Genomic DNA, 22,278 nt, shown 5'->3' with positions numbered 1-22,278 from the left:
GCCTACATTTTGCCGTATGAAGCGCAATCGGCGTGCGTTGGCCATCGGTGTGCTGGTCGGTCTGCTGGTCGCGGGTGGATGCGGCCCCGCCGACGAGTCGACACCCACGATGAACATCGAGGTGCTCGGCACCCGGCCGCACGATCCGAAGGCATTCACCCAAGGCCTGGAGATCGACGGCGACATCCTCTACGAGGGCACCGGCCTGACGGGCGCGTCGAGCGTGCGCGCGTCCCGGTTGGCGACCGGCGCGGAACTGGCCAGGACCGAGTTGCCCGCCCCCTACTTCGGCGAGGGCATCACCCTCGCGGGCACGACACTCTGGCAGCTCACCTGGCATGACGGGGTGGCCATCGCCCGGGACCCCGCCACGCTCGCCGAGCGCGGCCGGGTGAGCTACGACGGCGAGGGCTGGGGTCTGTGCTCCGGGGCCGGACGGTTGATCATGAGCGACGGCACCGACCGGCTCACCTTCCGTGATCCGGAAACCTTCGCACCGACCGGCTCGATCGAACTGACCAGCCACAACGGCGCGCGCCTCAACGAACTCGAGTGCGCGGCGGACGGGTCGGTCTATGCCAACGACTGGCCCACAGACACGATTCTGCGCATCGACCCGGACTCCGGCGGGGTGCTCGGGACCGCCGACGCTGCCGGTCTCCTTCCCGCGGCCGAGCGGGCCGAAGCCGACGCCCTCAACGGCATCGCCCAACTGCCCGGCACCGACCGGTTCCTGATCACGGGCAAGAACTGGCCGACCATGTTCGAGGTCCGCTTCGCACCCGCCTGAGCGCGTCGGCGCGTCCGCGACGATGGTCACTTTCCGCCGCCGCCTCGGAGCGCGCGTGAACGCCCAGCACGGAAGTACGCCAGAATTGGAGTCGTGACTACTCCCCGCGAACCTTCCGGTCCCGACCGTGATCGGTGGGAAGGCGAGGAGTCCCCCCTGTTCGATCGGCATCCCGGTTTCGACCGGTATCCCCCGCCCGACCCGCCGCGACGGCGCGGGCCGCTGCCGCCGCTGCGGCCCGGACGGGCCTCCGAGCGGCACGACCAGCCGAATCCGCGCCGTGAGGCGCCCCGCCCCGCGCAACCGCCGCGCACCAAACCCCTCCCGCTCGGAAGTGCCCCCGAGCAACCGACGGCCGCCGAGCGCGCGCCCCGCCGCGTCTTCCCGCACCGGCCCGAGCCGCATCGTCACACCGAACCACCGGGCCCTGCCGAACCCGACTACCCCGCGACCGCAGGCCAGGATCCGGTCGAGCCACCCGAAAGCCCGGCTCCCCCCGGGAAGCGACGAACGCCGCGCAAACTCACGGTCACCCGGGTGGCCGCCATGCGCGGCAGGGAACTCACCGAGAAGGGCATCGCGACCTTCCAGCGCGCGGCCAAGGCCGACGGCGCGGACAAGTCGGGTCTGACGGCGCTCACCTACGCGACCATGGCGAACTTCGCCCTGGACGCCGCCATCGCCGTGGCGCTGGCCAACACCTTGTTCTTCGCCAGCGCCACGGCGGAGAGCAAGACGAAGGTCGCGCTGTACCTGCTGATCACGATCGCGCCGTTCGCGGTGATCGCCCCGCTGATCGGCCCGATGCTCGATCGGCTGCAACGCGGTCGCCGCCTGGCGCTGGCAACCTCGTTCGCGGTGCGCACGGTGGTCGCGGTGGTGCTGATCTTCCAGTTCGACAGCTGGGCGCTGTATCCGCTCGCGCTGTGCATGATGATCGGCAGCAAATCGTTCTCGGTGCTCAAGAGCGCGGTGACGCCCCGGGTCCTGCCGCCGGACATCGATCTGGTCCGCACCAACTCCCGTCTCACGGTGTTCGGGCTGGTCGGCGGCACCTTGGGCGCCGGAGCGCTGGCCGGGCTGACCGCGGCGATCGCGGGCTCGAACGGCGCTCTGGTCTTCGCCGCGCTGATCGCCTGCGCGGGAACGTATCTGAGCCTGCGCATCCCGTCCTGGGTCGAAGTCACCGAGGGCGAGGTGCCCGCGACCTTGAGCTACCACGGCGCCGACGCGCACACCGAGGTGCTCTCCTCCGGCAACGAGTCGCCGGTTCCGCCACGCAAACGCAGGCAGCCACTCGGCCGCTCCGTGGTGACCGGGCTCTGGGGCAACGGCGCCATCCGCGTGCTGACCGGGTTCCTCACCTTCTACGTCGCGTTCGTCGCCAAGGCGACCGAGCACCGGCCGGTGCAACAGGCCCTCATGCTCGGCACGGTCGGCGCGGCCGCGGCCATCGGCAATTTCACGGGCAATGCCACGGGCGCCCGGCTCAAACTCGGCAGACCCGCACTGATCGTGCTCGGCTGCACGGCGGCGTGCGCGCTGGTGGCGCTGTTCGCGACGTTCACGAACAATCTGCTCGGCGCGACGGCCGCCGCCCTGGTGGCGTCCGCGACGAGCGCGCTGGCGAAGGTGTCGCTGGACGCCTCCATCCAGGACGATCTGCCGCCGGAGTCGATCGCCTCGGGTTTCGGGCGGTCGGAGACCGTGCTGCAGCTGAGCTGGGTCATCGGCGGCGCGGCCGGGGTGCTGCTGCCGACGGATTACTGGAAGGGCTTCGCGGTGGTCACCGCGATACTCGTGCTGGGCTTGGTGCAGACTTTCCTCAGCTTCCGCGGCCACTCGCTGCTGCCCGGCCTCGGCGGCAACCGTCCCCAGCACGCGGAGCAAGAGGTGCCGTCCCGGCCGCACGGATACCCGGCGAGCGCACCTCGCGCGCAGGGTCCCGCTCCGCGCGGCGGTGACACGACACGCTTTCAACGAGGGCAAGGAGACCCGATCTGGTGAGCAAGCTCAACGCACGCACGATCGCCGCGCTGGTCGCGGCCGCCCTGCTCGTGCTCACCGTCGCCTTCGCGGGCGTTCTGGCGGTGCTGGTCCGCAACGCCGACGAACCCGACGTCACCCTCACCGCATACGCGCATGGCAAGACGGTCACCGTGCGGCCGTTCAGCTACTGCGCGGTGACCATGCGGGACTGCCGCATCCTGCCCGAGGACAACGTGCCCGGCACGGTGTTCACGACGCTGAACTGCGCCCCCGATACGCCGGACTGCCACCGCGGCCGCACCGCCGAGCTGGAAGTGCCCGCCGGTTACCCGTTGCAGCTGTCGCTCCCGAAGAAGGTCGCCGACGCGCCCTGGCTCGCCCAGCTGGTCTATCTCCTGCCCAACGGCGAGAAGGTGGACCAGGTGATCAGCCGCAACGACTACCCCGATCGCGCACTGGCCCTGACCATCGATTCCAAGCCGGAACCCGATCTGCGCCTCATCGGCGTCGAGTTCCAGCTGCCGATCCTCGCCCGCGACGAAACCGGCCGGGAGTTCTACGTGCCACACGCCACCTGGTCGATCAGCACCGCGTAGCGGCGATGCCAGGCGCCGATTTCGACGATCGGCCACCACCATTGCTATACCGATGGCGGGTTCGCCCGTGGCGTAGCGCGGTCACCGACGCATGCCCCGTTCAGGTGGGCTGCCGCAATACCCTTATGTCGGACGCTTCCCCGTGAGCGCGGTGCGCACCAAGCGCGCGACGGCATCGATGCGCTCGGAGGAACCGCTGCCGCCGACTCGCACCACGGTGCTGATCACCGCGGTGAAGATGGCCTCCAGCGCGATCGCGGTGTCGCGCGGGTCGAGATCCGCGGCGATGTCCCCGCACTGCCGACCGACGCGCAGCGATGCCTCCAGTACTCGCCGGATGCGTTGCGGCACAACGCCGTCGACCAGCCGGTCGAGCAACCCGGGTTCCTGGCCCGTGAGGACTCGGTACACCAGCGGGTAGGAGTCGAGCCTCGTCACGAACCGGCTGACGACCTGCTGCCGGTACACCGCGTCCATCGGCACCAACCGGTTCAGCGCGTCGTCACCCAGCCGGGCGGCGTCGCGGTCGAACGCGGCGACGAAGAGAGCCTTCTGTACGCGCTACGGCTTCGCCCGGTACTCGACCCCGCAAGGGATCGCCGGACCACGCGGCGAATTGGACTACGAACTCTACGTCCGCCAGGAAGATCCGCTCGAGTCGCGCAACCTCGCCCACCATGGCGGCGCGGCCCAATCGGCCGAGCAGATGGACGATCTCGTCGAAACCCTCGTCGCCCGGGAACTGCGCGTTAGGTGATCCGCCGCTGCGCGTCCGCGTCCGCCCGGCTCGCGTCGAGCCGGGCACCGACCACAGCGGCGCGGACTACCGGTCCAGTTCGCGCGCCACCGCGCGGACGACCTCCGAGATGCGTTGTGCCGTCTTGCGATCCGGGTACTTGCCCTTGCGCAGGTCCGGCTGCACCTTCGCCTCGAGCAAGGTGATCATGTCCTCGACCATGCCGTGCAACTCGTCCGGCGTGTGATTGCGCGCGGCAGGCTCCTTGCGCGCGTTGCGTTCCTGGCCCTGCCGGACCGACGGCGGCGCCTCGAGCAGCTTGAGGCTCAGTGCCTGGGGGCCGCGACGGCCCGCGGCCATGCCGAACTCGACGCGCTGACCGGGCTTGAGGCCCTCGACACCCTGGGGCAGCGCGGACGAGCGGACGTAGACGTCCTCACCCTCGTCCTGGGAAAGGAAGCCGAAGCCCTTTTCGACGTCGTACCACTTCACCCTGCCGGTCGGCACTGCGCTCACCCGTTCGTCATCGAAACTCGGACCCCTACGGCCCGAGCACATTTGTCTACCGGGCCGATCGCGCGACCGGCCCTCCTGTGCGAAAAGAACGCGCCCAGCACGATTGCAGGACGCGATTGTCATCGAGTCTACCCCGGTGCGAATAACGCAAGCACATCAGTTTTACCGTCGAACCGTGACGAACCCCTCCACTCCGACCCCGCCCGGCGGCGCCCCTCGGCGGCGCGGCGACTGGTTGCTGCGACTCGCGCTCACCCTGTTCGCGCTGGGATTGCTGGCGATCGTCGTCATCTTCGCGATCCCGTTGCTGACCGACGGCGAGCCCGGGCTGTGGCTCTACTTCGGGGCGATGCTCGCGCCGCTGGGGTTCGTGCTCGCGGTCGCGTTCGCGCTGCGCTCGGGGCGCAGGTCCCGGTAGAACCGGAGAACACGCCTCCGATCCAGCGTAAACCGGTTACCCGACGGGATCGTTACCCATTCGCACGTGTGATCCTCGTCACATTACGAGTAGGTCACGGGTGGGTGGCGACGCGCGCCGCATGCGGCCGCAGCCGCTCCTAGCTGCGCGAAGGCGCCTTACCCATCCGATACCGCGTCGAGACCCGTTGGTACACGCCGGTTACCAAATAGTGATTTTTCCCGCGGTTCGTCGTACGGTCTTATCCAGCCGGGACACCCCGGCGACCACCGGCCCGCCGCACCGAGCCTCGCCCCGCGGGTACCGGAACCCCCGACGGAAACGTAGGGGCGAGGGCGGAACGGACGACCTCTCAGTCCGAACCAGAACCGAAGACGTCGCAGGTGCGTCGAGAGGAAGACGAACCCGATATGAGTGGACGCCATCGCAAGCCAAGCTCGACCGGCCGCACGGTAGCCAAGGTTGCCGTCACCGGCGCCATCATCGGCACCGCCGGTGTGGCTCTCGCAGGCAACGCCAGCGCGGCACCCGACTCCGACTGGGATCGACTCGCTCAGTGCGAGGCCGGCGGCAACTGGGGCATCAACACGGGCAACGGTTTCCAGGGCGGGCTGCAGTTCTCGCCCAGCACCTGGCGCGCCCACGGTGGCCAGGAGTACGCCGCCTCGGCCAACCAGGCCAGCCGCGAGCAGCAGATCGCGGTCGCCGAGAAGGTGCTCGCCTCGCAGGGCTGGGGCGCTTGGCCCTCCTGCTCGTCCAAGCTGGGCTTGAGCAGCGCGCCCTCCCAGCGCTCCGCGCCCGCCCCCGCCGAAACCCCGCGCTGGAACCCCGCGCCGCAGGCCGCACAGGCCGCGCCGGCGGACAGCTCGCAGCAGATCTTCTCGGCCGTCGACCGGGCCCTCGAGGTGGTGCAGAGCCAGGGCGTCCAGGTGCCCAAGGAAGCTCTCGACTTCTTCAACGCAGCCAAGTCCAGCGGAGCCACCCTCGACCCCGCGATCGTGAACTTCTACGAGGCGAACAAGGGCCTGCTGCCCTCCTGATCGCCACACATCGTCAAGAAGGGCCCCGCATCACCAAGGATGCGGGGCCCTTCTTCGTAGCCGAGAACGTTCCGGTCGCGCGCTCAGCGGTTGATCACCGTGTTCGGGTGCATGTAGGGCAACTGCTCAGCGGGGACCGGGAACTCGGTGTCCTCGCCGTAGGGCGAGAGGCCACCGGAGCGGGCCGAAGAGAGCTCGGTGACCGCGTGGTCACCGTCGGCGACCTTCGGCCAGCCGTTGTCGACATAGGATTTCTTCGATTTGTTCACCACGGACCCATTTTGGCACGACCGCTCCGCGCGGATGCGCCGCGGCCCACACCGCCTGACCTCGGCGGGCGATCGCCCAGCATCGTAGGCTGGATCGGATGACCGCGACCGACTCCCTTGCCGGATGGCTCGGTGCCCGCAGTGATGCCCAGCTCGTGACGCTGCTGCAGCTTCGGCCCGACCTGGCCGTGCCGCTGCCCTCCTCCATGGCCGTGCTCGCCGCCCGCACCGAACAGCGCGCGTCGGTGCTGCGCGCCACGGAGGACTTGAACACCCTCGAATTCGCCCTCGTGGAAACCCTTGCCGTACACGGCACCACGCATCCCGACAGCGGTCCGCTCCAGCGCGCCGAACTGCATGTGCAATTGCGCGAACGGGTATCGGCCGCCGCCATCGACGAAGCGCTGGAGCGGCTGACCGCTCGCGCGCTGGTCTGGCTCGACGCCGAGCAGGGGCTTCATCTGATCCCGGCGGCCGCCGAGGCGTTGCCGTGGCCGATCGGCACCGCGACCGAGATCCCCGACGCCCTCACCGAACCCGAGGTGGTCGCGGCCCTTCCCGAACTCGCACCCGCCGAGCGGGCGCTGCTGGACAAATTGGCCGCGACGGGGCCGCGCGGCCGCACCAGGGACGCCGCACCGGGCACTCCGGCCGACCGGCCGATCCAGCGGCTGCTGGCGCGCAGGCTGCTGCACTGGATCGATGACGAGACCGTCGAACTTCCGGTCACCGTCGGCCAGGTGCTGCGCCGGGAACCGGTCACCCACCCGCACGCGCTGACATCGCCGCACCCGGAGCCCGCCAAACACACGCCCGCCGACGTGAACGCGGTCGCGGCGGGCGAGGTCGGCGAGTTGCTCCGGCACTGCGCCGCCGTGCTCGACGTGCTCGGCCGAGTTCCCGCTCCTGCCTTGCGCGCGGGCGGCCTGGGCGTGCGGGAGCTGCGGCGCATCGCCAAGCAGGCCGGTGTCGACGAGCCGAGGGCGGGTTTGCTGGTCGAACTGCTGGCGGCCGCGAAACTGATCGAGAAGGGTTTGCCGGACCCTGCACCCGACTTCGATACGACCGACGACTTCTGGGCGCCGACGCCGCTGGTGGACGCCTGGCTGGAATCGCCGCCCGCCCGGCGCTGGGCCGCGCTGGGACTGACCTGGCTCGATCTGGATCGCATGCCGTGGATGATCGGCATGCGCGACGCCAACGACAAGCCGCTCGCGGCGCTGTCGCTGGAGCTGCGCACCCCGAACGCACCGCGCGATCGGCGCGCGATCCTCGCCCTGCTCGCGGAATACCCGTCCGGCACGGCACTGACCCCCGCGGACATCGGCCGGATGCTGGCCTGGCAGCAGCCACGCAGGCGCAGGAACTTCCGGCCGGAGGTGGTCGAGCAGACCCTGGCCGAGGCGGCGGCGCTGGGCTTCGTCGGTCGCGGCGCGCTCGGCTCGGCGGCGCGAGCGCTGCTGCACGCGGCGCCGACCAGCGTGGCCGACGCCGAGGCGGAGATGGAGGCGGCGCTGCCGGAGCCGGTGGATCACGTGCTGGTGCAGGCGGATCTGACGGTGATCGCGCCCGGACCGCTGACCACCGATTTACACCACCGCGTCGCCCTGGTCGCCGACGTCGAATCCGCGGGCGCGGCGACGGTGTACCGGATCGGCGAGTCCTCGGTGCGGCGCGCCCTGGACGCCGGGTTGACTGCGGCCGAACTGCACGCCTTGTTCGCCAAGCATTCCCGCACACCGATCCCGCAGGCACTGACCTATCTGATCGATGACGTGGCCCGGCGGCACGGTCAGTTGCGCGCGGGCATGGCGCAGTCGTTCATCCGCAGCGACGATCCGGCGCTGCTGGCCCAGGTGCTGTCCGCGCCGGTGGCGCGCACGCTGGCACTGCGATCCATCGCGCCGACCGTCGCCATCGCCCAGGCGCCGCTGGGCGAACTGCTCGAGCAGCTGCGCGCGGCCGGTTTCGCACCCGCGGGGGAGGACTCGGCCGGTGCGATCGTGGATCTGCGCCCGCGGGGCGCCCGGATCTCGGTGCGGCCCGCCGCGCGGCAGCCGTATCGGCCGACACCGCCCAGCACCGAACAGCTCGAATCGCTCGTCACCGAGCTGCGCGCGGGCGAACGCGCCGCCAGCGCCCGCTCGAGTCACGCGGTGCGCCCGGACGGCACGCGGACCAACACGGCCGCCACCCTCGCCCTGCTCCAGCTCGCGGCACGGGTGCGGCGGTCGGTGAACATCGGCTACGTCGACGCCCAGGGGGTCGCCACGCAGCGGGTGGTGGAACCGTTGAAGGTGGGCAACGGGCAGCTGGACGCGCTGGACCCGGTCACCGGCGCGGTCCGGCACTTCACCCTGCACCGGATCGCGTCGGTCGCCCTGCTCGAATGATCAGTGCTGGGGCTTGCCCGTGCAGAAGGTGACCTTGGGGTCCGTCTCGATGAGCCGGAAGCTGTCGGCGTCCTCGCCGCAGAGCAGTTCGTCGGCCTTGCCGTCGATCCGCTTCAGCACCTTGAAGGTGGCGTCCGAAGACGCGCAGTCGACGTGCTTGTAGCCGGTCGTGCTGCTCTCGTTGTAGCAGCTGCCTTCCTTGAAGTTCGGCGCCAGGCACAAGAACGCGGTGGTGCCGCCGCCCAGGGTCTCCTCGTAGGAGGTGTAGTCGGCGGCGCAGTCGGTCTTCTTGTCGTAGGACTGCGCCACCTTGTAGACGGCCTTGTCCGACGAGCAGTCGACCGGCTCGGTCTTGGAATCGACCGCGGAGCCCTCGATGACGTTGATGCAGTCACCGACCTCGGCCTTGGCGGTGTCCGACTTGCTCGCGTCACCGATCAACGAACAGCCGGTCACCGCGACCACCACGGCGGCCACCGCGACGAGGGCGAGCACGACCCGTGCCAGCAGCCTCGCTCCTGGAAACTTCACCTGAAAACCTCTCTCACCGAACACGTTCACGGGCTCGTGAACGCGGTGAGAATACCCGCACGACCAGGACGGCCGCATCAGCTCACCGGGGGACCTCGAGCAGCGGGCTAGATGCTGTGCGTGCCGTAGAGCCCCATGAGCGCGTATCCGAGGATGCTGGGAAGCAGACGGCCGAGCAGCAGGAACGCAGAGTAATTCACTAGCAACGCCTTTCGCGTATTCGATGCAACTGGACCCTTGTCCGGTATGCGGAGTGTGTCGTCGCCCGAGACCGGGTCGTTACGCTTGGGCAGTATGACGCTCGACGACGTCGCGCGCGACCTGTACGGGCTGCCGCCCGCGCAGTTCGTCGCCGCGCGCACCGACCGGGCGGCCGCGGCGAAGCAGGAGGGCGACAAGCGGCTCGCGGCCGCCATCGGCAAGCTGCGCAAACCCACCCTGACCGCGTGGACGGCGAACCTGCTGTCCCGGGCGGCGCCGGACGACGTGGCGGCCTTGCTGCGCCTCGGCGCTGCCCTGGCCGCCGCGCAGCGCAACCTTTCGGCCGACGAGTTGCGTGACCTGACCGCGCAGCGACAGCAACTGGTCAACGCGCTCGCCGAGAAGGCGGGCGCGCTCGCCGCCGGACAAGGGCATCCGGTCGGCGAGGGTGTCGTCCGGGAGGTCGGCCAGACGTTGACCGCGGCGCTCGCCGAGCCGGAGGTGGCCGAGCGGCTGCGCGCGGGAACGCTCGCCACGGCCGCGAGCTACGAAGGCTTCGGGCCGAGCGGACCCGATCTGGTCTCGGTCCCCGAGCCGGCCGCACGACCCGGGCGAGCGGCAGCGCGGCGGAAACAGGACGACAGCGCACGCCGTGAACTGGCGGACGCCCAGGACGCGCTCGAAACCGCCCGCGCCACGGAGGAATCGGTGCGCTCCGCTCTCGAGGACGCGACTGGTGAACTGTCCTCGGTCGAAGAACGCATCGCCGCGTTGCGCGACGAGCTCGAGCACGCCGAACAGCAGCGGCAGTTCCGCAAGTCGGCCGAGCGGTCGGCCAAGGACGAACTCCACGCCGCACGACGGCAGCTGGAGCGGGCCGAACGCAGGGTCGCGAAGGCCCGGCAGCGCGCTGAGGACTGACGGATCAGCTGAGCAGAGCGCCCGGGAACAAGTATTCCTGCGGCGGCGGCGCGGTGGTGTTCAGCCACGCGTGGAAGAAACCGGTCAGATCCATGGGCGATCGGGACTGCATGAAGGCGCGGAACTCCGGTATCGAGGCGTTGCCGTAGGCGTGCGCGGCGAGGAAGTCCCGGACGGCGGTGAAGAACACCTCGTCGCCGATCTGCCTGCGCAGCGCGTGCAGGAACAGCGGGCCGCGGTAGTAGACGGAGGTGAACTCCCGCCCGGCGCCGGGGTTCTCCAGCGGGATGTTCCAGAACCTCTCGTTGTCCTGATATTTCCGGATGGTCTCGCGGTAGTCGTCGTCGACGTTCTTGCCCTCCACCCGCTCCGGCCACAGGTAGTCGGCGGTATAGCTGGCGAAGCACTCGTTCAGGCAGATGTCCGACCACTGACGCACCGATACCCAATCGCCCCACCACTGGTGTGCGATCTCGTGCACGACGGTCTGCAGATCGGTCCTCGGCGCGTAGAGCGGGCGGGTCTGGGTCTCCAGCGAGAAGGTGATGTCGGCGTCGAAGTAGATGCCGCCCGCCGCCTCGAACGGGTAGCGCCCGTAGAGCTTTTCGGAGAAGTCGAGGATCTCCGGCAGGCGCAGCTCGAGTTCACGATGGCGATCCTGCGTATTCGGCGCGAACGCGCTGACCAGCGGAGTGCCGTCGGCCCTGCGCTGCTCGAGGTAGTCGAACTTGTCGATCGCGACGGTGGTCAGGTAGCCGAGCACCGGCTGGGCGTTGACCCAGCGCACCGTCCGCTTGTCGCCGCGCACCGCGTTCTCGGTCCGCACGCCGTTGGAGACCACCTCCCACTCCGCGGGGACGGTGGCGGTCAGGGTGAAGGTGGCCTTGTCCAACGGGGTGTCGTTGAGCGGATACCAACTGGTCGCCGAATGCGGCTCCCCGGCGACGAACGCGCCGCCGCTGCGCGCGAAGGTCCACCCTTCGCCCTCGGTGTTCGCCGCGGGGCCCGCGTAGTCGACGGTGACGGTGAACGGCAGGCCGGGCAGCAGCGGGAGCAGCGGCGTCACGGTCAACTCGTGCTCGCCGTTGCGCTCGAAACCGGCGGGCTGCCCGTTCACCGACACCATGCGCACCTGCGGCCCCGCGAAATCGAGGTTGAACACGCGCAGGGCCTGGGTGGCGAGCGCGGTGATGGTGGTGGTGGCGGTCAGTGCACGGCTAGGCGGGTCGTAGTCGATGCCGACGTCGTAGTGGTGGACGTCGTAGCCGCCGTTGCCGTCGAGCGGATAGTACGGATCGCCCAGGCCCGGCGCGCCGACCAGCGGGTCCGGGGGCGGGTCCGCGTGCGCGGGCACCCAAGGCGCCGCGACGAATACGCACGCGACCGCGGCGCACATCCGGCCGGACAACTTCATACCAACGACCAACCCCTCTCCACCCCGCCTCTTGCCGGTACCGGCGCACCGACTTCGCTGGATGGTAACGGCTTCAGTCGCCACTTCCGGTCAGCGCCACCGACGCGCCGACACCGAAGATCATCACCCCGCCCGCGCCGCCGACCGCCTCCAGCCTGCGCGGCGACCTGGCGAACCAGGACCTCGCCGAGGCGGCCAGCAGCGCCCAGGCACTGTCGGATACCAGTGCGATAGCCAGGAAGACGGTGCCGAGCAGCAGGAACTGCCACGACAGCGAGCCCGCCGCCGGATCGGCGAAGTGCGGCAGGACCGCGGAGAAGAAGACGATCGCTTTGGGGTTCGTCAGCCCGACTATCGCGCTCTGGCGCAGCACGCGCGCATGGGGCGCCGCTTCGATCGGGGCGCCCAGCGCCGCGCGCAACGCCGAGCGCTGCCGAATCGCCTGGATTCCCAGATACATCAGATACAGCGCGCCCGCGAACTTGACCACGGTGAGCGCCAGCGCCGACGCCGAGAGCAAGGTGCCCAGCCCGACAGCGACCAGGACCAAGGCGACGTAGACGCCCGCGGCGTGCCCGAGCACGGAGAGCAACGCCGCGCGCCGCCCGAGCGTGAGCGCGCGACCGATGGTGAACAGCACGCCGGGCCCTGGCACGACGATGATGACGAAAGCGGCGGCGACGAATGCCAGCAGATCGGACGCTGGAACCATCTTTCGAGTGTAGGCGCCTACGCAGCGGCGACAGGGTGCGTTCCCAGCCGGATCAGGAACCGAGTTCGCCGGGCAACTGGTCCGGGTCGAGCAGCAAGCGCTTGGCGGCGGCGCGACGCACCTTCTCGGCGAGCCCGAGATTGTCGGTGAGCAGCCGCCACTCGGCCTCGCTGATCGCGGCACGGGCGCGAGCGATGACGGCGTCGTCGGTGGTGCCCCAGGCGATCGGCATGGCGCTCACCGACTGCCAGCGCTCGCCCACCTGCCGTGGCGCCCGGTCGGTACGCACCGCGACCGATGGCACTCGCTCCCCCGCCTTGGCCTCGTGCCCTGGAAGGGTGCGGACCTTGCGAGTCACCAAGGCGTAGCGCGGGGCCTCCGACTCGGGTGTGGACACGTCGACCAAGGCGAGCAGCACCATGCCGGTGGGACGCGCGTCGGAGACGACCGCGGGGATCAGTTCGCCGTCCGCGTAGAGCTTGTCGATGCTGGAATGCCACGGCGTCCACAGGGCGACCCACAGCGCCGTCACCGCGCCGAGCGCGAAGGCGACCGCGAGCAGATACGCCCAGGGATGGTTCAGCCAGATCAGGAACGCCGTACCGGCCGCCGCGACCACCGCCGCGGCGATCGCCAGGATACGCAGGCGGCGGAAGTCGGCGAAGACTTCGTTCACCGCGTGAGCGTGGCTGCGGTCCACCGCGAATTCGAAGCGTCGCACGCACTCATTCCTAGCACAGTTTACGGAGGAATCGCCTCCGCTTATCCGATGGCGGGGCCGAGCAAGTCGTCGGCATCCGTGATGCGGTAGGCATACCCCTGTTCGGCGAGAAAACGCTGCCGATGGGCGGCGTATTCGGCGTCGAGAGTGTCACGCGCCACGACCGAATAGAAATGCGCCTGGCCTCCGTCGTGTTTCGGGCGCAGCAGCCGGCCGAGACGCTGCGCCTCCTCCTGTCGCGAACCGAAGGTACCCGAAACCTGCACGGCCACGGACGCTTCCGGCAGATCGATGGAGAAGTTCGCCACCTTGCTCACCACGAGCACCGGGATCTCGCCGCGCCGGAACGCGTCGAAGAGCTCCTCGCGCTCCTTGGTCTTCGTCGAACCCTGGATCACCGGGGCGTCGAGTGCGGCGCCGAGTTCGTCCAACTGGTCCAGATAGGCGCCGATCACCAGGCTCGGCGCGTCCTGATGCTGAGCCAGGATGGATTCGACCACAGCGATCTTGGTGTGCGCGGTGGAGCACAGCTTGTAACGCTCCTCCGGCTCGGCTGTCGCGTAGGACATCCGCTCGGCATCGGTGAGCGTGACCCTGACCTCGATGCACTCGGCGGGCGCGATCCACCCTTGGGCCTCGATGTCCTTCCACGGCGCGTCGTAACGCTTCGGGCCGATCAGCGAGAACACGTCACCCTCCCGGCCGTCCTCGCGCACCAGCGTCGCGGTCAGGCCGAGCCTGCGACGGGACTGGAGATCGGCGGTCATCCGGAAGACCGGCGCGGGCAGCAGGTGCACCTCGTCGTAGATGACCAAGCCCCAGTCGCGGCTGTCGAACAGTTCCAGGTGCTTGTACTCGCCTTTGGTGCGGCGGGTGATCACCTGGTAGGTGGCGATGGTGACCGGGCGGATCTCCTTGCGTTCACCGGAGTACTCGCCGATCTCCTCCTCGGTGAGCGAAGTGCGCGCGAGCAACTCACGCCGCCACTGCCTGCCCGCCACCGTGTTGGTGACCAGGATCAGCGTGGTCGCCTTCGCCTTGGCCATGGCCGCGGCGCCGACCATCGTCTTGCCCGCGCCACAGGGCAGCACCACCACCCCGGAGCCGCCCGCCCAGAACGAGTCGGCGGCCATCTGCTGGTAGTCGCGCAGATGCCAGCCGTCGGTGGCGTAGTCGAGTTCGATCTCGTGCGCCTCGCCGTCGACGTAGCCCGCGAGGTCCTCCGCGGGCCAGCCGATCTTCAGCAGCATCTGCTTGATGTGGCCGCGCTCGGACGGGTGCACCACCACCGTGTCGTCATCGATGCGCGCGCCGAGCATCGGCGCGATCTTCTTGTGCCGGAGTACCTCCTCCAGCACCGCGCGATCCAGGCTGATCAGCGTCAACCCGTGCGCGGGATGCTTGACCAGCTGCAACCTGCCGTAGCGGCCCATGGTGTCCACCACGTCCACCAGCAGCGGCTGCGGCACCGCGTACCGGGAGAAGCTGACCAGCGCGTCCACCACCTGCTCGGCGTCGTGCCCGGCCGCCCGCGCGTTCCACAGCGCCAGCGGCGTCACGCGGTAGGTGTGCACGTGCTCCGGCGCCCGTTCCAACTCGGCGAACGGCGCGATCGCCTGCCGCGCCGCATCGGCCAACTCGTGGTCGACCTCCAGCAGCAGCGTTTTGTCACTCTGCACGATCAGCGGACCGTCGTTCACAGTCCCTCCTCAGCTAGATTCCCCGCCATTCTCCCCGACCCCTCCGACAACCCCGCAGGTTACCGGCCCTTCCCGCGAGGCGCGGATGCGGCAGTGACCGGATGCAACGCGGGAACGGCGCGATGTCTTCCCGCGAACCGCACCCCGAGGCCGGCTCAGCCGCCGGCGAGCGCGCGTTCGGCGAGCGCGCCGATCACCGGCGCGAGCGCCATGGCGTAACCGCTGGTGAGGTGGTTGTCGTCCCGGTAGACGAGGTTGTTGCCGACGATGACGGGACAGCGGGCCGCGGTGCAGAACAGCGAGGTCAGGTCGGCGTATCGGCCGCCGCCCGCCGTGACCGCCCTGTGCTCGGCCGCGATGCCCGCATCGTCGACCGCGATCGGACGGGCGGGGGCGCATGCCGAAGCGTCATCGATGTGCTCGGCCACGCACGCGGGGACGGTGGCGTGTGGGTCGGGAACTCCGCCGAGGACGAGGACGGTCGATCCGGCGGCTCGCAGCTCGACGACCAGGCGGTTGAGGCTGTCGATCCACGCCTGGTCGTAGGACACGAAGCCGAAGTCGCCACCGTATCGCCGGGACATGCCCACCACGATCAGCCGGGGCCGCTCGTCGCGCAGCCGGGTCATGATCTGCGCGCGCCACTGCTCGCATTCGGAGTACGCGCGGCCCAGATAGGGGCTGGTGATGGGCAGGTCGAGCACCGGACAGGTGACCTTGGCCATGGTCTCCAGCCGCCAGTGGCGTGACACGGCGATCTGCTCGAACGCCGGTTGCCACATCGCCGCGTGGGAATCGCCGACCAGGGCCACCGTGGTGGCCGCGTCCGTAGCGCCGGACGCGCACTCGCCCTGGCCCACGTCGTGCCAGGACCGGAAACAACCGTTGTCGAACACCTCCGCTCGGTCGCCGCGCGCACTCGCCAGGGAGGGGGTGAGGTTCGACGGAACTGCACGAACCTCGGCCGAGGCGGCGACCGCCGATCGGGTCTGCGCCGTCAACTGCTCGACCGCCTCGGTGTGGGGGTCGGTGGCGGTGGCCGGCACGGCCGGTGTGGTCAGCGTGAGACTTCGCGCCGCCATGCCATGGCCGACCGGGGCGGGCACGATCATGAGCAGCGCCAGCGCTACACAGACGGCCGTCGCGGTGCTCACGCCGCCGCACGCGAGACCGAGCCTGCCCGAACGTGTCAACCGGTCGGCGAAGCGCACCGGATCCTCGATCAGCCGCTGGGTGAGTATGGCGAGTCCACCGGCCACGGCGACCGCGCCCAGCGCGCCGACCAGCCCGAGCGGGCGGCCGAGCACCTGCGGCGCGAGCACCAGCACCGGCCAGTGCCAGAGGTACCAGGAATAGGACACTTTGCCGATCGCCCGCAGTTCCGGCACGGCCAGGACTCGGCCGACACCGAATCGCGTTACAGCGCAGCCGGATGCGATCACCAGGACCGCACCCAGCACGGGCAGCAGCGCAGCGGTCCCGGGATATGGCGCCTTCTCGGTCAGCCGAGCGCAAGCCGCCGCGATCAACCCCAGTCCGGCCCATCCCGCGGCCACGGCCGCCCATGGCGGCAACCGGGACCACACGACCACCGACAGCGCCACCATGCCACCGGCAGCCAGTTCCCAGGCCCGCGCGGGCAGCGCGAAGAACGCCCACGGTGGCAGCGTCCTGGTCCAGCTCAGCGAGACCGCGAAGGAGAGCGCGGCGACCATCGCCAGGACGATCAGGTACGGCAGCGGTGCGGCCGGGCCGTTTCGCCGCCGCCGGACGAGCCAGGCCGTCGCGATCACGAGCGCGGGCCACAGCAAATAGAACTGCTCCTCCACACCGAGTGACCAGAAATGCTGGAACGGCGAGGGCGGCGTGTCAGCGGCCAGGTAATCGGTGCCGTGCGCGGCCAAACGATAGTTCCCGGCATACAGCGCGCTCGCGATCCCGTCGCCGAGAGCTTCGCGAGCCTGCATCGGCGGCAACAGCACGGCCGCTGCGATAGCCGTGGCGACGAGCACGATGCCCGCGGCGGGCAGCAGCCTGCGCGCACGCGCGCCGTAGAACCGAACCAATTCGACCGTGCCCGTCTCGGCCGCTTCCCGGCAGAGCATTCCGGTGATGAGAAATCCGGAAATGACGAAAAATACGTCCACACCGACGAATCCACCGCCGATCCCCGGCACACCCGCATGAAACAGGACGACGGCCAGCACCGCAACCGCCCGCATTCCCTCGATGTCGCCCCGGAATCCCGCTCTCGGCAACGCGCCGTCGAACCGGTCCACCCGCCGATTTCCCAACCCGCTGACCGTGGCCGCCATGTGCAGCATTGTCATCGGTTTCGTGAACCGAGTCCCGCCGACGCGCCGCCGACACATACCCTGACCAGGATGTTCGATCGACTACAGCGAGACAGGACCGCCGAACTCCGCCACAGCCGACGAGCCGACAACCCCTGCCGCAGGTCCATACCCGCGCCCTCGCGGCAAGAAGTTCCCCGATCCGATCACACCGCGCGAATATCGCCGCAACGACATCGGAGCACGGGATGATGATCCCGTTTACCAAAACTCACCGGGCCGCCATAACCTGTTATATACGACTGGTCGAGCCGATCGAAAAAAGGGAAATCCATTACGTGGGGCAGCATTTCATATCGGCTCGGAACACGGGACACCAACCGGCATCCCAGCGGAACCGATACCGGGACGATGGGCAACGAGCCGGTGCAATCGATCCGCTCGGATACGGGCAGGGAGTACTTTCACCGCTTCCGCAGTGGCGATGTGTTGCGTCCGGATACGCGCCTCGAGCCGGCGGTGCCGCCGCAGTCGCAGTCGCAGTCGCAGTCGCCGTCGCAGTCGCCGTCGCCGTCGCCGTCGCCGGGAAGCATCGGGTATTTCCAGCCGGCTCCTTGAGACAACTCCCGTCCAGCGGGTGTGAAGTGGACCGCGACAGGGGGCGGTGGGGCGGGTGAGGATCGGGGCATGATCGAGATGGCGGCGGTGGTGGGGGTTGCGGTGGCGGCGTTGGGGATGGTGCTCACGCCCGGGCCGAACATGATGTATCTGGTGTCGCGGACGGTTTCGCAGGGGCGGCGGGCCGGGTTGGTGTCGTTGACGGGGGTGGCGGCGGGGTTCGGCGTGTATCTGGCGGCGGCGACCGCGGGGATCACGGCGGTGTTCGCGGTGGTCCCGGGCCTGTATCTGGCGATGAAGCTGGCGGGGGCCGCGTATCTGGGGTGGCTGGCGTGGCAGGCGGTGCGGCCGGGAGGCGTGTCGGTGTTCGCGCCGACGGCGCTGGCGGTGGACCGCACCCGACGGCTGTTCACGATGGGGCTGGTCACCAATCTGCTGAATCCGAAGATCGCGATCATGTACATGGCGTTGATTCCGCAGTTCGTCACGCCGGAGCGCGGTCGGGTGTGGTTGCAGAGCCTGGGCCTGGGGGCGGTGCAGATCGCGGTGGCGCTCACCGTGAACGGCCTGATCGTGCTCGGCGCGGGCGGTCTCGCGACGTTCCTCACCGGGCGCCCCAGGTGGCTGCGCATCCAGCGTTACGTCACCGGCACCATGCTCGGCACGATCGCCGCTCTGCTCGCCACCGACCGCACCCGCCCGATCCCGGCCTGAGCCCGGCCTCCAGGGACCGGGGACCCCGAGGACCGGAGATCCGGGGTCGGGGCGTGGGGCCGGGGCCGGAGACCGGGGTCGGGACCGGGGCCGGGGACCGGGGACCGGGGAGCCAGGGACCGGGGCGAGGTACCCGGCGGCGGGGAAGCGGCACATCCTCGACTCAACGCCGATCGGCGAGAGCCTCTTCGACTCAGCGCTGATCGGCCGCATTCGTCAAGCGGTAGTGCAGTTCGGCGAATTGCCCGGCCTGCTCGACGCCGGTGAGCCGCATCCGGGAGGACAGCAGGCGCCGCGGCAGCAGCGGTGCGCCCGCGCCCAACGTCACCGGCGCCACGCTCACCATGATCTCGTCGAGCAGTCCGGCGTCGGCGAATTGCCCGGCCAGGTCACCGCCACCGACGATCCAGATATTGCGATCACCGGCCGCCTCGGTCATCTCCCGGTGGACCGCATCGATCGCCCCCGAGACGAACCGGAGATTCGCGCCGGGTAGGGCCGGGAGATCGCGGTGGGTGAAGACCCAGCACGGAAGGTCGCCGTAGTACTCACGCCAGCTCTCCGGCGGCTCGTTGGCCACCATCCACTCGTAGGTGGTCGCGCCCATGCACATCGCGCCGACCTGCGCGAGGAAGCCCGCGATGCCCGCCTGCGCCTCGTCGGCTCCGTCCACCTCGAAAAGCCAGCTGAGCGAGTTGTCCGGATCGGCGAGGTACCCGTCGAGGGTGGTTGCCGTGTAGTACTGAGTTGCCATGGCACGAACGATGCCAGCGAAACCTGACAGTCCACGGCAGGGTTCGGTGAATCATCCGCGACGCAATCGCCGCACCCCCTCGTCCAGGGTCTCGTCGCGCTTGCAGAAGGTGAAGCGCACCAGGTGATTCCAGGCGGCGGTGTCGTCGGCGAACACGCTGACCGGTACCGCCGCCACCCCTTGACGCTTCGGCAGTTCACGGCAGAACGCCACCCCATCCGCGATGCCCAGCGGTGTGATATCGGCGACGACGAAGTAGCCGCCCGCGCTCGTGAACACCCGCATCCCCATGTCGGCGAGTGCGGCGGACAAGCGAAGACGCTTCTCGGACAACGCCTCCCGCAGCTCCCGCACCCAGCCCAGCTCGTGGTCGATCGCATGCGCGACCGCGGGCTGGAACGGCCCGCCCGCTACGAAGGTCAGGAACTGTTTGGCCGCGAGCACCCCGACGATCAGCTCGGCGGGCCCGCATGCCCACCCGGTCTTCCACCCGGTGACGCTGAAGGTCTTCGCCGCGCTGGACACCACGATCGTCCGTTCGGCCATGCCCGGCAGAGTCGCGAGGCTGATGTGCTCGGCGCCGTCGTAGGTCAGGTGCTCGTAGACCTCGTCGGTCAACACCAGAATGTCGTGTTCACAGGCGATTTCGGCGATCGCCTGCAAGTCCGGGCGCCCGAGCACGGTGCCGGTCGGATTATGCGGCGAGTTGACGATCAGCATCCGGGTCGCGGGGGTGATCGCGGCACGCAGGCTGTCCAGATCGAGCACGAACCGGTCCCCGTCGGCCACCAAGCGCGCCGTGCGCCGCCGGGCGCCGGCCAGCGCCACGGCCGCCGCGTACGAGTCGTAGTACGGCTCGATCAGCACGACCTCTTCGCCCGGCTCGACCAAGCCGAGCACCGCGGCGCTGATCGCCTCCGTCGCGCCCACGGTCACCAGCACTTGCGAATCGGGGTCGTAGTCGGTGCCGTAGCGCCGGGCCCGGTCGTCGGCCACGGCGCGGCGCAGCACCGGCATGCCGCGCCCGGGCGGGTACTGGTTGAGCCCGTCGGCGATGGCACGGCGCGCCACTTCCAGCATTCTCGCGGGCCCGTCGCTGTCGGGGAAGCCCTGACCCAGGTTGACCGCGTCGTGCCGGACGGCGAGCTCGGTCATCTCGGCGAAGATGGTCGACGCGAAGGGGCGCAGGCGGGCAACGGTCTGGTGTCGCGAGGGCATAACCGGAGACTAGCCTCCTACCTCGACGCCATCGCGAACGCCGGAGCCCGCCGGGGGTCTCCGCGCCGGGCTCAACCCAGCCGAACGCCGCCCAGCTTGGCCGGATTCGCCAGATCGTAGGTTCCCCAGACCACTCCGTCCCGCACCGTGAAGCCGACCACCCGCGTGGGGTAACCGGCCCGGCCATCGGACGCCGGACGAGCCGCGACCCGCAGCCCCAACTGCCCGTTCACCGACACGAATTCATAGACCGGCGACGCGTCCTCCAGCCCGTACTTGCGCACCAGACCCAGGTAGAAACGGGCGATGCGATCCGCGCCGTGCAGGACGTTGATCGCGGTGGCGGTGGTGCCGTTGGCATCGCCGATCATCACCGCGTCCGGATGCAGCGCCGCCGCGACGGCGGTGACGTCACCGGAGCTCAGCGCGAGGAGAAAGCGCTGCACGGCGGCCTCGTGCTCGGCATCGGGCACCGGCTGCGGCGTCTGCGTCACCGCCTTGCGGGCACGGACCGCCAGTTGCCGCGCGGCGTCGGCGGAGATGCCGAGGATGTCGGCGATCTCGTCGAACGGCACCGACAACCCGTCGTGCAGCACGAAGGCCACGCGCTGCGGCGGCGTCAGGGTGTCGAGCACGATCAGCGCGGCGAACCGGCACTCCTGCTTGCGCACCACTGTTTCCAGCGGGTCGGGCGCGCTCGACGGCGTACGAGCGGTGACCACCGGTTCCGGCAGCCACTGGCCCACGTAGCTCTCTCGCCGCGCCGCCGCGCTACGCAGACGGTCCAGGCAGATACGGCTCACCACGGTGGTCAGCCACGCCCGCAGGTCATCGATCTCGGACTGGTGCGCGCCCGCCAAGCGCAACCAGCTCTCCTGGACCGCGTCCTCGGCATCGCCGACGCTGCCCGTCAGCCGATAGGCGACCGAGAGCAGATGCGCCCGATGTGACTCGAACAGGTCGGAAAGCAGCGCGGCAACCATCGAGGAAGAAGTCTACGGTCCGGTTCGAAACGTTCCCGCACGGCATCGGCGGCGAGGTAAACCGGATGATCCACCGAACGCTTCGTGACAGCATGACGCGATGGACCACCATGTGCTGTCGAACGGGACGATCTGGCTTTCGGCCCCGACGACGGACGATATCGACACGATCACCGAGTGCTGCCAAGATCCGGCCATCGCGGAGTGGGTGACCATCCCGGTGCCGTACGTCCGGGACAGCGCCGTCACCTTCATCGAGAAGATGGTCGTCCCCGGTTGGGCGGCGCGCAGCCCGATCTGGGCGGTGCGGCTGCGTGCCGACGGACCGGTGATCGGCACGATCGGTCTCGGCGCGGTCGACGAGAGCGCGGCAGAGATCGGTTTCTGGCTCGCTCCGGCACAGCGGTCGTGCGGCCTGATGACGCAGGCGGTGGAGCTGGTGTGCCAGTTCGGGTTCCGCGCCGACGGCTTGGCCCTGGAACGGATCGCCTGGCGCGCGTACGTGGGCAACTACGCTTCGGCCGCGGTCGCCCGGCGCGCCGGATTCCGGTACGAGGGAATGTGCCGACTGGGCAGCATCCAACGCGGACGACGCCGCGACCACTGGCTCGCTGCCCGGCTGCGCACCGACCCGCCCGGTGTGGCGGGCGACTGGCCCGCCGAGTTCACCCGTCGCGCGACGCCGCTCGCGCAGGCGCCCGGCCCCGCGTGAGCGACCGCCGCGCGCGACCTCCGCTGTCCACGCCGGTC

The 22,278-nt window shown here is 69.7% G+C and carries 22 protein-coding genes; 10 read left to right on the top strand and 12 right to left on the bottom strand.

Features of this window, described 5'->3' with window-relative positions:
- Positions 1–16 precede the first annotated feature (16 nt).
- From ACGF7Y_RS13745 to ACGF7Y_RS13735, 3 genes are all read left to right on the top strand, one after another.
- Complete coding sequence (locus ACGF7Y_RS13745; RefSeq protein WP_393233254.1) at positions 17–790, top strand: glutaminyl-peptide cyclotransferase; 774 nt, start codon at positions 17–19, stop codon at positions 788–790.
- A gap of 93 nt (positions 791–883) precedes the next feature.
- Positions 884–2,797: an MFS transporter gene (locus ACGF7Y_RS13740; protein WP_393233252.1), complete on the top strand. Its 1,914-nt coding sequence runs from the start codon at positions 884–886 to the stop codon at positions 2,795–2,797.
- Positions 2,794–3,375 (top strand): DUF2771 domain-containing protein, encoded by a 582-nt coding sequence (locus ACGF7Y_RS13735; protein ID WP_062968519.1) that lies wholly within the window; start codon positions 2,794–2,796, stop codon positions 3,373–3,375. Before ACGF7Y_RS13740 ends, ACGF7Y_RS13735 begins: the two co-directional genes overlap by 4 nt.
- A gap of 123 nt (positions 3,376–3,498) precedes the next feature.
- On the opposite strand, the gene ACGF7Y_RS13730 is transcribed toward ACGF7Y_RS13735, so the two are convergent.
- Complete coding sequence (locus ACGF7Y_RS13730; protein WP_393233250.1) at positions 3,499–3,852, bottom strand: hypothetical protein; 354 nt, start codon at positions 3,850–3,852, stop codon at positions 3,499–3,501.
- 139 nt (positions 3,853–3,991) lie between these two features.
- On the opposite strand from ACGF7Y_RS13730, the gene ACGF7Y_RS13725 reads away from it, so the two are divergent.
- Positions 3,992–4,132, top strand: coding sequence for a hypothetical protein (locus ACGF7Y_RS13725; RefSeq protein ID WP_393233247.1), 141 nt, complete (start codon positions 3,992–3,994; stop codon positions 4,130–4,132).
- A gap of 66 nt (positions 4,133–4,198) precedes the next feature.
- Here ACGF7Y_RS13725 and ACGF7Y_RS13720 read toward each other — a convergent pair whose 3' ends face one another.
- Complete coding sequence (locus tag ACGF7Y_RS13720; protein ID WP_040864801.1) at positions 4,199–4,618, bottom strand: cold-shock protein; 420 nt, start codon at positions 4,616–4,618, stop codon at positions 4,199–4,201.
- Positions 4,619–4,802: 184 nt separating this feature from the next.
- Between ACGF7Y_RS13720 and ACGF7Y_RS13715 the strand changes: the two genes are divergently transcribed.
- Positions 4,803–5,045, top strand: coding sequence for a hypothetical protein (locus ACGF7Y_RS13715; RefSeq protein ID WP_393233245.1), 243 nt, complete (start codon positions 4,803–4,805; stop codon positions 5,043–5,045).
- A 410-nt stretch (positions 5,046–5,455) separates the two neighbouring features.
- Positions 5,456–6,085, top strand: coding sequence for a resuscitation-promoting factor Rpf1 domain-containing protein (locus ACGF7Y_RS13710; RefSeq protein WP_357038727.1), 630 nt, complete (start codon positions 5,456–5,458; stop codon positions 6,083–6,085).
- 83 nt (positions 6,086–6,168) lie between these two features.
- On the opposite strand, the gene ACGF7Y_RS13705 is transcribed toward ACGF7Y_RS13710, so the two are convergent.
- On the bottom strand, positions 6,169–6,357 hold the full coding sequence (locus ACGF7Y_RS13705) for a hypothetical protein (RefSeq protein WP_039795086.1): 189 nt from the start codon (positions 6,355–6,357) through the stop codon (positions 6,169–6,171).
- 95 nt (positions 6,358–6,452) lie between these two features.
- Between ACGF7Y_RS13705 and ACGF7Y_RS13700 the strand changes: the two genes are divergently transcribed.
- The gene (locus ACGF7Y_RS13700; protein WP_393233242.1) at positions 6,453–8,747 is read left to right on the top strand and encodes a helicase-associated domain-containing protein; all 2,295 of its coding nucleotides are present in this window, start codon (positions 6,453–6,455) and stop codon (positions 8,745–8,747) included.
- Here the strand turns inward: ACGF7Y_RS13700 and ACGF7Y_RS13695 are convergent, their stop codons facing one another.
- Positions 8,748–9,278: a hypothetical protein gene (locus tag ACGF7Y_RS13695; RefSeq protein WP_393233240.1), complete on the bottom strand. Its 531-nt coding sequence runs from the start codon at positions 9,276–9,278 to the stop codon at positions 8,748–8,750. It lies immediately after the preceding gene.
- Between the two features lie 294 nt (positions 9,279–9,572).
- Between ACGF7Y_RS13695 and ACGF7Y_RS13690 the strand changes: the two genes are divergently transcribed.
- The gene (locus ACGF7Y_RS13690; RefSeq protein ID WP_393233238.1) at positions 9,573–10,400 is read left to right on the top strand and encodes a hypothetical protein; all 828 of its coding nucleotides are present in this window, start codon (positions 9,573–9,575) and stop codon (positions 10,398–10,400) included.
- Between the two features lie 4 nt (positions 10,401–10,404).
- Here ACGF7Y_RS13690 and ACGF7Y_RS13685 read toward each other — a convergent pair whose 3' ends face one another.
- From ACGF7Y_RS13685 to ACGF7Y_RS13665, 5 genes are all read right to left on the bottom strand, one after another.
- On the bottom strand, positions 10,405–11,814 hold the full coding sequence (locus ACGF7Y_RS13685) for a M1 family metallopeptidase (protein WP_393233235.1): 1,410 nt from the start codon (positions 11,812–11,814) through the stop codon (positions 10,405–10,407).
- Between the two features lie 73 nt (positions 11,815–11,887).
- Positions 11,888–12,526, bottom strand: coding sequence for a LysE family translocator (locus ACGF7Y_RS13680; RefSeq protein WP_393233233.1), 639 nt, complete (start codon positions 12,524–12,526; stop codon positions 11,888–11,890).
- A 52-nt stretch (positions 12,527–12,578) separates the two neighbouring features.
- Positions 12,579–13,247: a DUF3239 domain-containing protein gene (locus ACGF7Y_RS13675; protein WP_393233231.1), complete on the bottom strand. Its 669-nt coding sequence runs from the start codon at positions 13,245–13,247 to the stop codon at positions 12,579–12,581.
- Between the two features lie 41 nt (positions 13,248–13,288).
- Positions 13,289–14,947 carry a DNA repair helicase XPB gene (locus ACGF7Y_RS13670; RefSeq protein ID WP_393233228.1) on the bottom strand — a complete coding sequence of 553 codons (1,659 nt, stop codon included), beginning with the start codon at positions 14,945–14,947 and terminating at the stop codon, positions 13,289–13,291.
- Positions 14,948–15,102: 155 nt separating this feature from the next.
- Positions 15,103–17,169, bottom strand: coding sequence for an acyltransferase family protein (locus ACGF7Y_RS13665; RefSeq protein WP_393233971.1), 2,067 nt, complete (start codon positions 17,167–17,169; stop codon positions 15,103–15,105).
- A 759-nt stretch (positions 17,170–17,928) separates the two neighbouring features.
- Here ACGF7Y_RS13665 and ACGF7Y_RS13660 point away from each other — a divergent pair.
- Entirely contained in the window at positions 17,929–18,573 is a 645-nt protein-coding gene (locus tag ACGF7Y_RS13660; protein WP_393233226.1) for a LysE family translocator, read from the top strand.
- A gap of 193 nt (positions 18,574–18,766) precedes the next feature.
- Here the strand turns inward: ACGF7Y_RS13660 and ACGF7Y_RS13655 are convergent, their stop codons facing one another.
- The 3 genes from ACGF7Y_RS13655 to ACGF7Y_RS13645 all read right to left on the bottom strand — a co-directional run bounded on the left by ACGF7Y_RS13655 (position 18,767) and on the right by ACGF7Y_RS13645 (position 21,528).
- On the bottom strand, positions 18,767–19,327 hold the full coding sequence (locus ACGF7Y_RS13655; RefSeq protein WP_393233223.1) for a dihydrofolate reductase family protein: 561 nt from the start codon (positions 19,325–19,327) through the stop codon (positions 18,767–18,769).
- Positions 19,328–19,378: 51 nt separating this feature from the next.
- The gene (locus tag ACGF7Y_RS13650; protein ID WP_393233220.1) at positions 19,379–20,545 is read right to left on the bottom strand and encodes a pyridoxal phosphate-dependent aminotransferase; all 1,167 of its coding nucleotides are present in this window, start codon (positions 20,543–20,545) and stop codon (positions 19,379–19,381) included.
- A 71-nt stretch (positions 20,546–20,616) separates the two neighbouring features.
- Positions 20,617–21,528 (bottom strand): sigma-70 family RNA polymerase sigma factor, encoded by a 912-nt coding sequence (locus tag ACGF7Y_RS13645; protein WP_393233218.1) that lies wholly within the window; start codon positions 21,526–21,528, stop codon positions 20,617–20,619.
- Positions 21,529–21,628: 100 nt separating this feature from the next.
- On the opposite strand from ACGF7Y_RS13645, the gene ACGF7Y_RS13640 reads away from it, so the two are divergent.
- Positions 21,629–22,240 carry a GNAT family N-acetyltransferase gene (locus ACGF7Y_RS13640; protein WP_393233215.1) on the top strand — a complete coding sequence of 204 codons (612 nt, stop codon included), beginning with the start codon at positions 21,629–21,631 and terminating at the stop codon, positions 22,238–22,240.
- Positions 22,241–22,278: the final 38 nt, after the last annotated feature.

Source organism: Nocardia sp. NPDC047654, from assembly GCF_043205035.1.
In the GTDB taxonomy this organism is placed as follows: domain Bacteria; phylum Actinomycetota; class Actinomycetes; order Mycobacteriales; family Mycobacteriaceae; genus Nocardia.
This window is presented reverse-complemented; position numbering and strand designations above follow the sequence as displayed.

What these genes read in the sequence shown, in the direction of transcription:
- ACGF7Y_RS13655 (WP_393233223.1), bottom strand. Translation starts at nt 19,327, where the DNA reads ATGGCAACTCAGTACTACACGGCAACCACCCTCGACGGGTACCTCGCC.
- ACGF7Y_RS13730 (WP_393233250.1), bottom strand. Translation starts at nt 3,852, where the DNA reads ATGGACGCGGTGTACCGGCAGCAGGTCGTCAGCCGGTTCGTGACGAGG.
- ACGF7Y_RS13690 (WP_393233238.1), top strand. Translation starts at nt 9,573, where the DNA reads ATGACGCTCGACGACGTCGCGCGCGACCTGTACGGGCTGCCGCCCGCG.
- ACGF7Y_RS13665 (WP_393233971.1), bottom strand. Translation starts at nt 17,169, where the DNA reads ATGCGGGCGGTTGCGGTGCTGGCCGTCGTCCTGTTTCATGCGGGTGTG.
- ACGF7Y_RS13710 (WP_357038727.1), top strand. Translation starts at nt 5,456, where the DNA reads ATGAGTGGACGCCATCGCAAGCCAAGCTCGACCGGCCGCACGGTAGCC.
- ACGF7Y_RS13745 (WP_393233254.1), top strand. Translation starts at nt 17, where the DNA reads ATGAAGCGCAATCGGCGTGCGTTGGCCATCGGTGTGCTGGTCGGTCTG.
- ACGF7Y_RS13640 (WP_393233215.1), top strand. Translation starts at nt 21,629, where the DNA reads ATGGACCACCATGTGCTGTCGAACGGGACGATCTGGCTTTCGGCCCCG.
- ACGF7Y_RS13650 (WP_393233220.1), bottom strand. Translation starts at nt 20,545, where the DNA reads ATGCCCTCGCGACACCAGACCGTTGCCCGCCTGCGCCCCTTCGCGTCG.
- ACGF7Y_RS13685 (WP_393233235.1), bottom strand. Translation starts at nt 11,814, where the DNA reads ATGAAGTTGTCCGGCCGGATGTGCGCCGCGGTCGCGTGCGTATTCGTC.
- ACGF7Y_RS13660 (WP_393233226.1), top strand. Translation starts at nt 17,929, where the DNA reads ATGATCGAGATGGCGGCGGTGGTGGGGGTTGCGGTGGCGGCGTTGGGG.
- ACGF7Y_RS13680 (WP_393233233.1), bottom strand. Translation starts at nt 12,526, where the DNA reads ATGGTTCCAGCGTCCGATCTGCTGGCATTCGTCGCCGCCGCTTTCGTC.
- ACGF7Y_RS13645 (WP_393233218.1), bottom strand. Translation starts at nt 21,528, where the DNA reads ATGGTTGCCGCGCTGCTTTCCGACCTGTTCGAGTCACATCGGGCGCAT.
- ACGF7Y_RS13700 (WP_393233242.1), top strand. Translation starts at nt 6,453, where the DNA reads ATGACCGCGACCGACTCCCTTGCCGGATGGCTCGGTGCCCGCAGTGAT.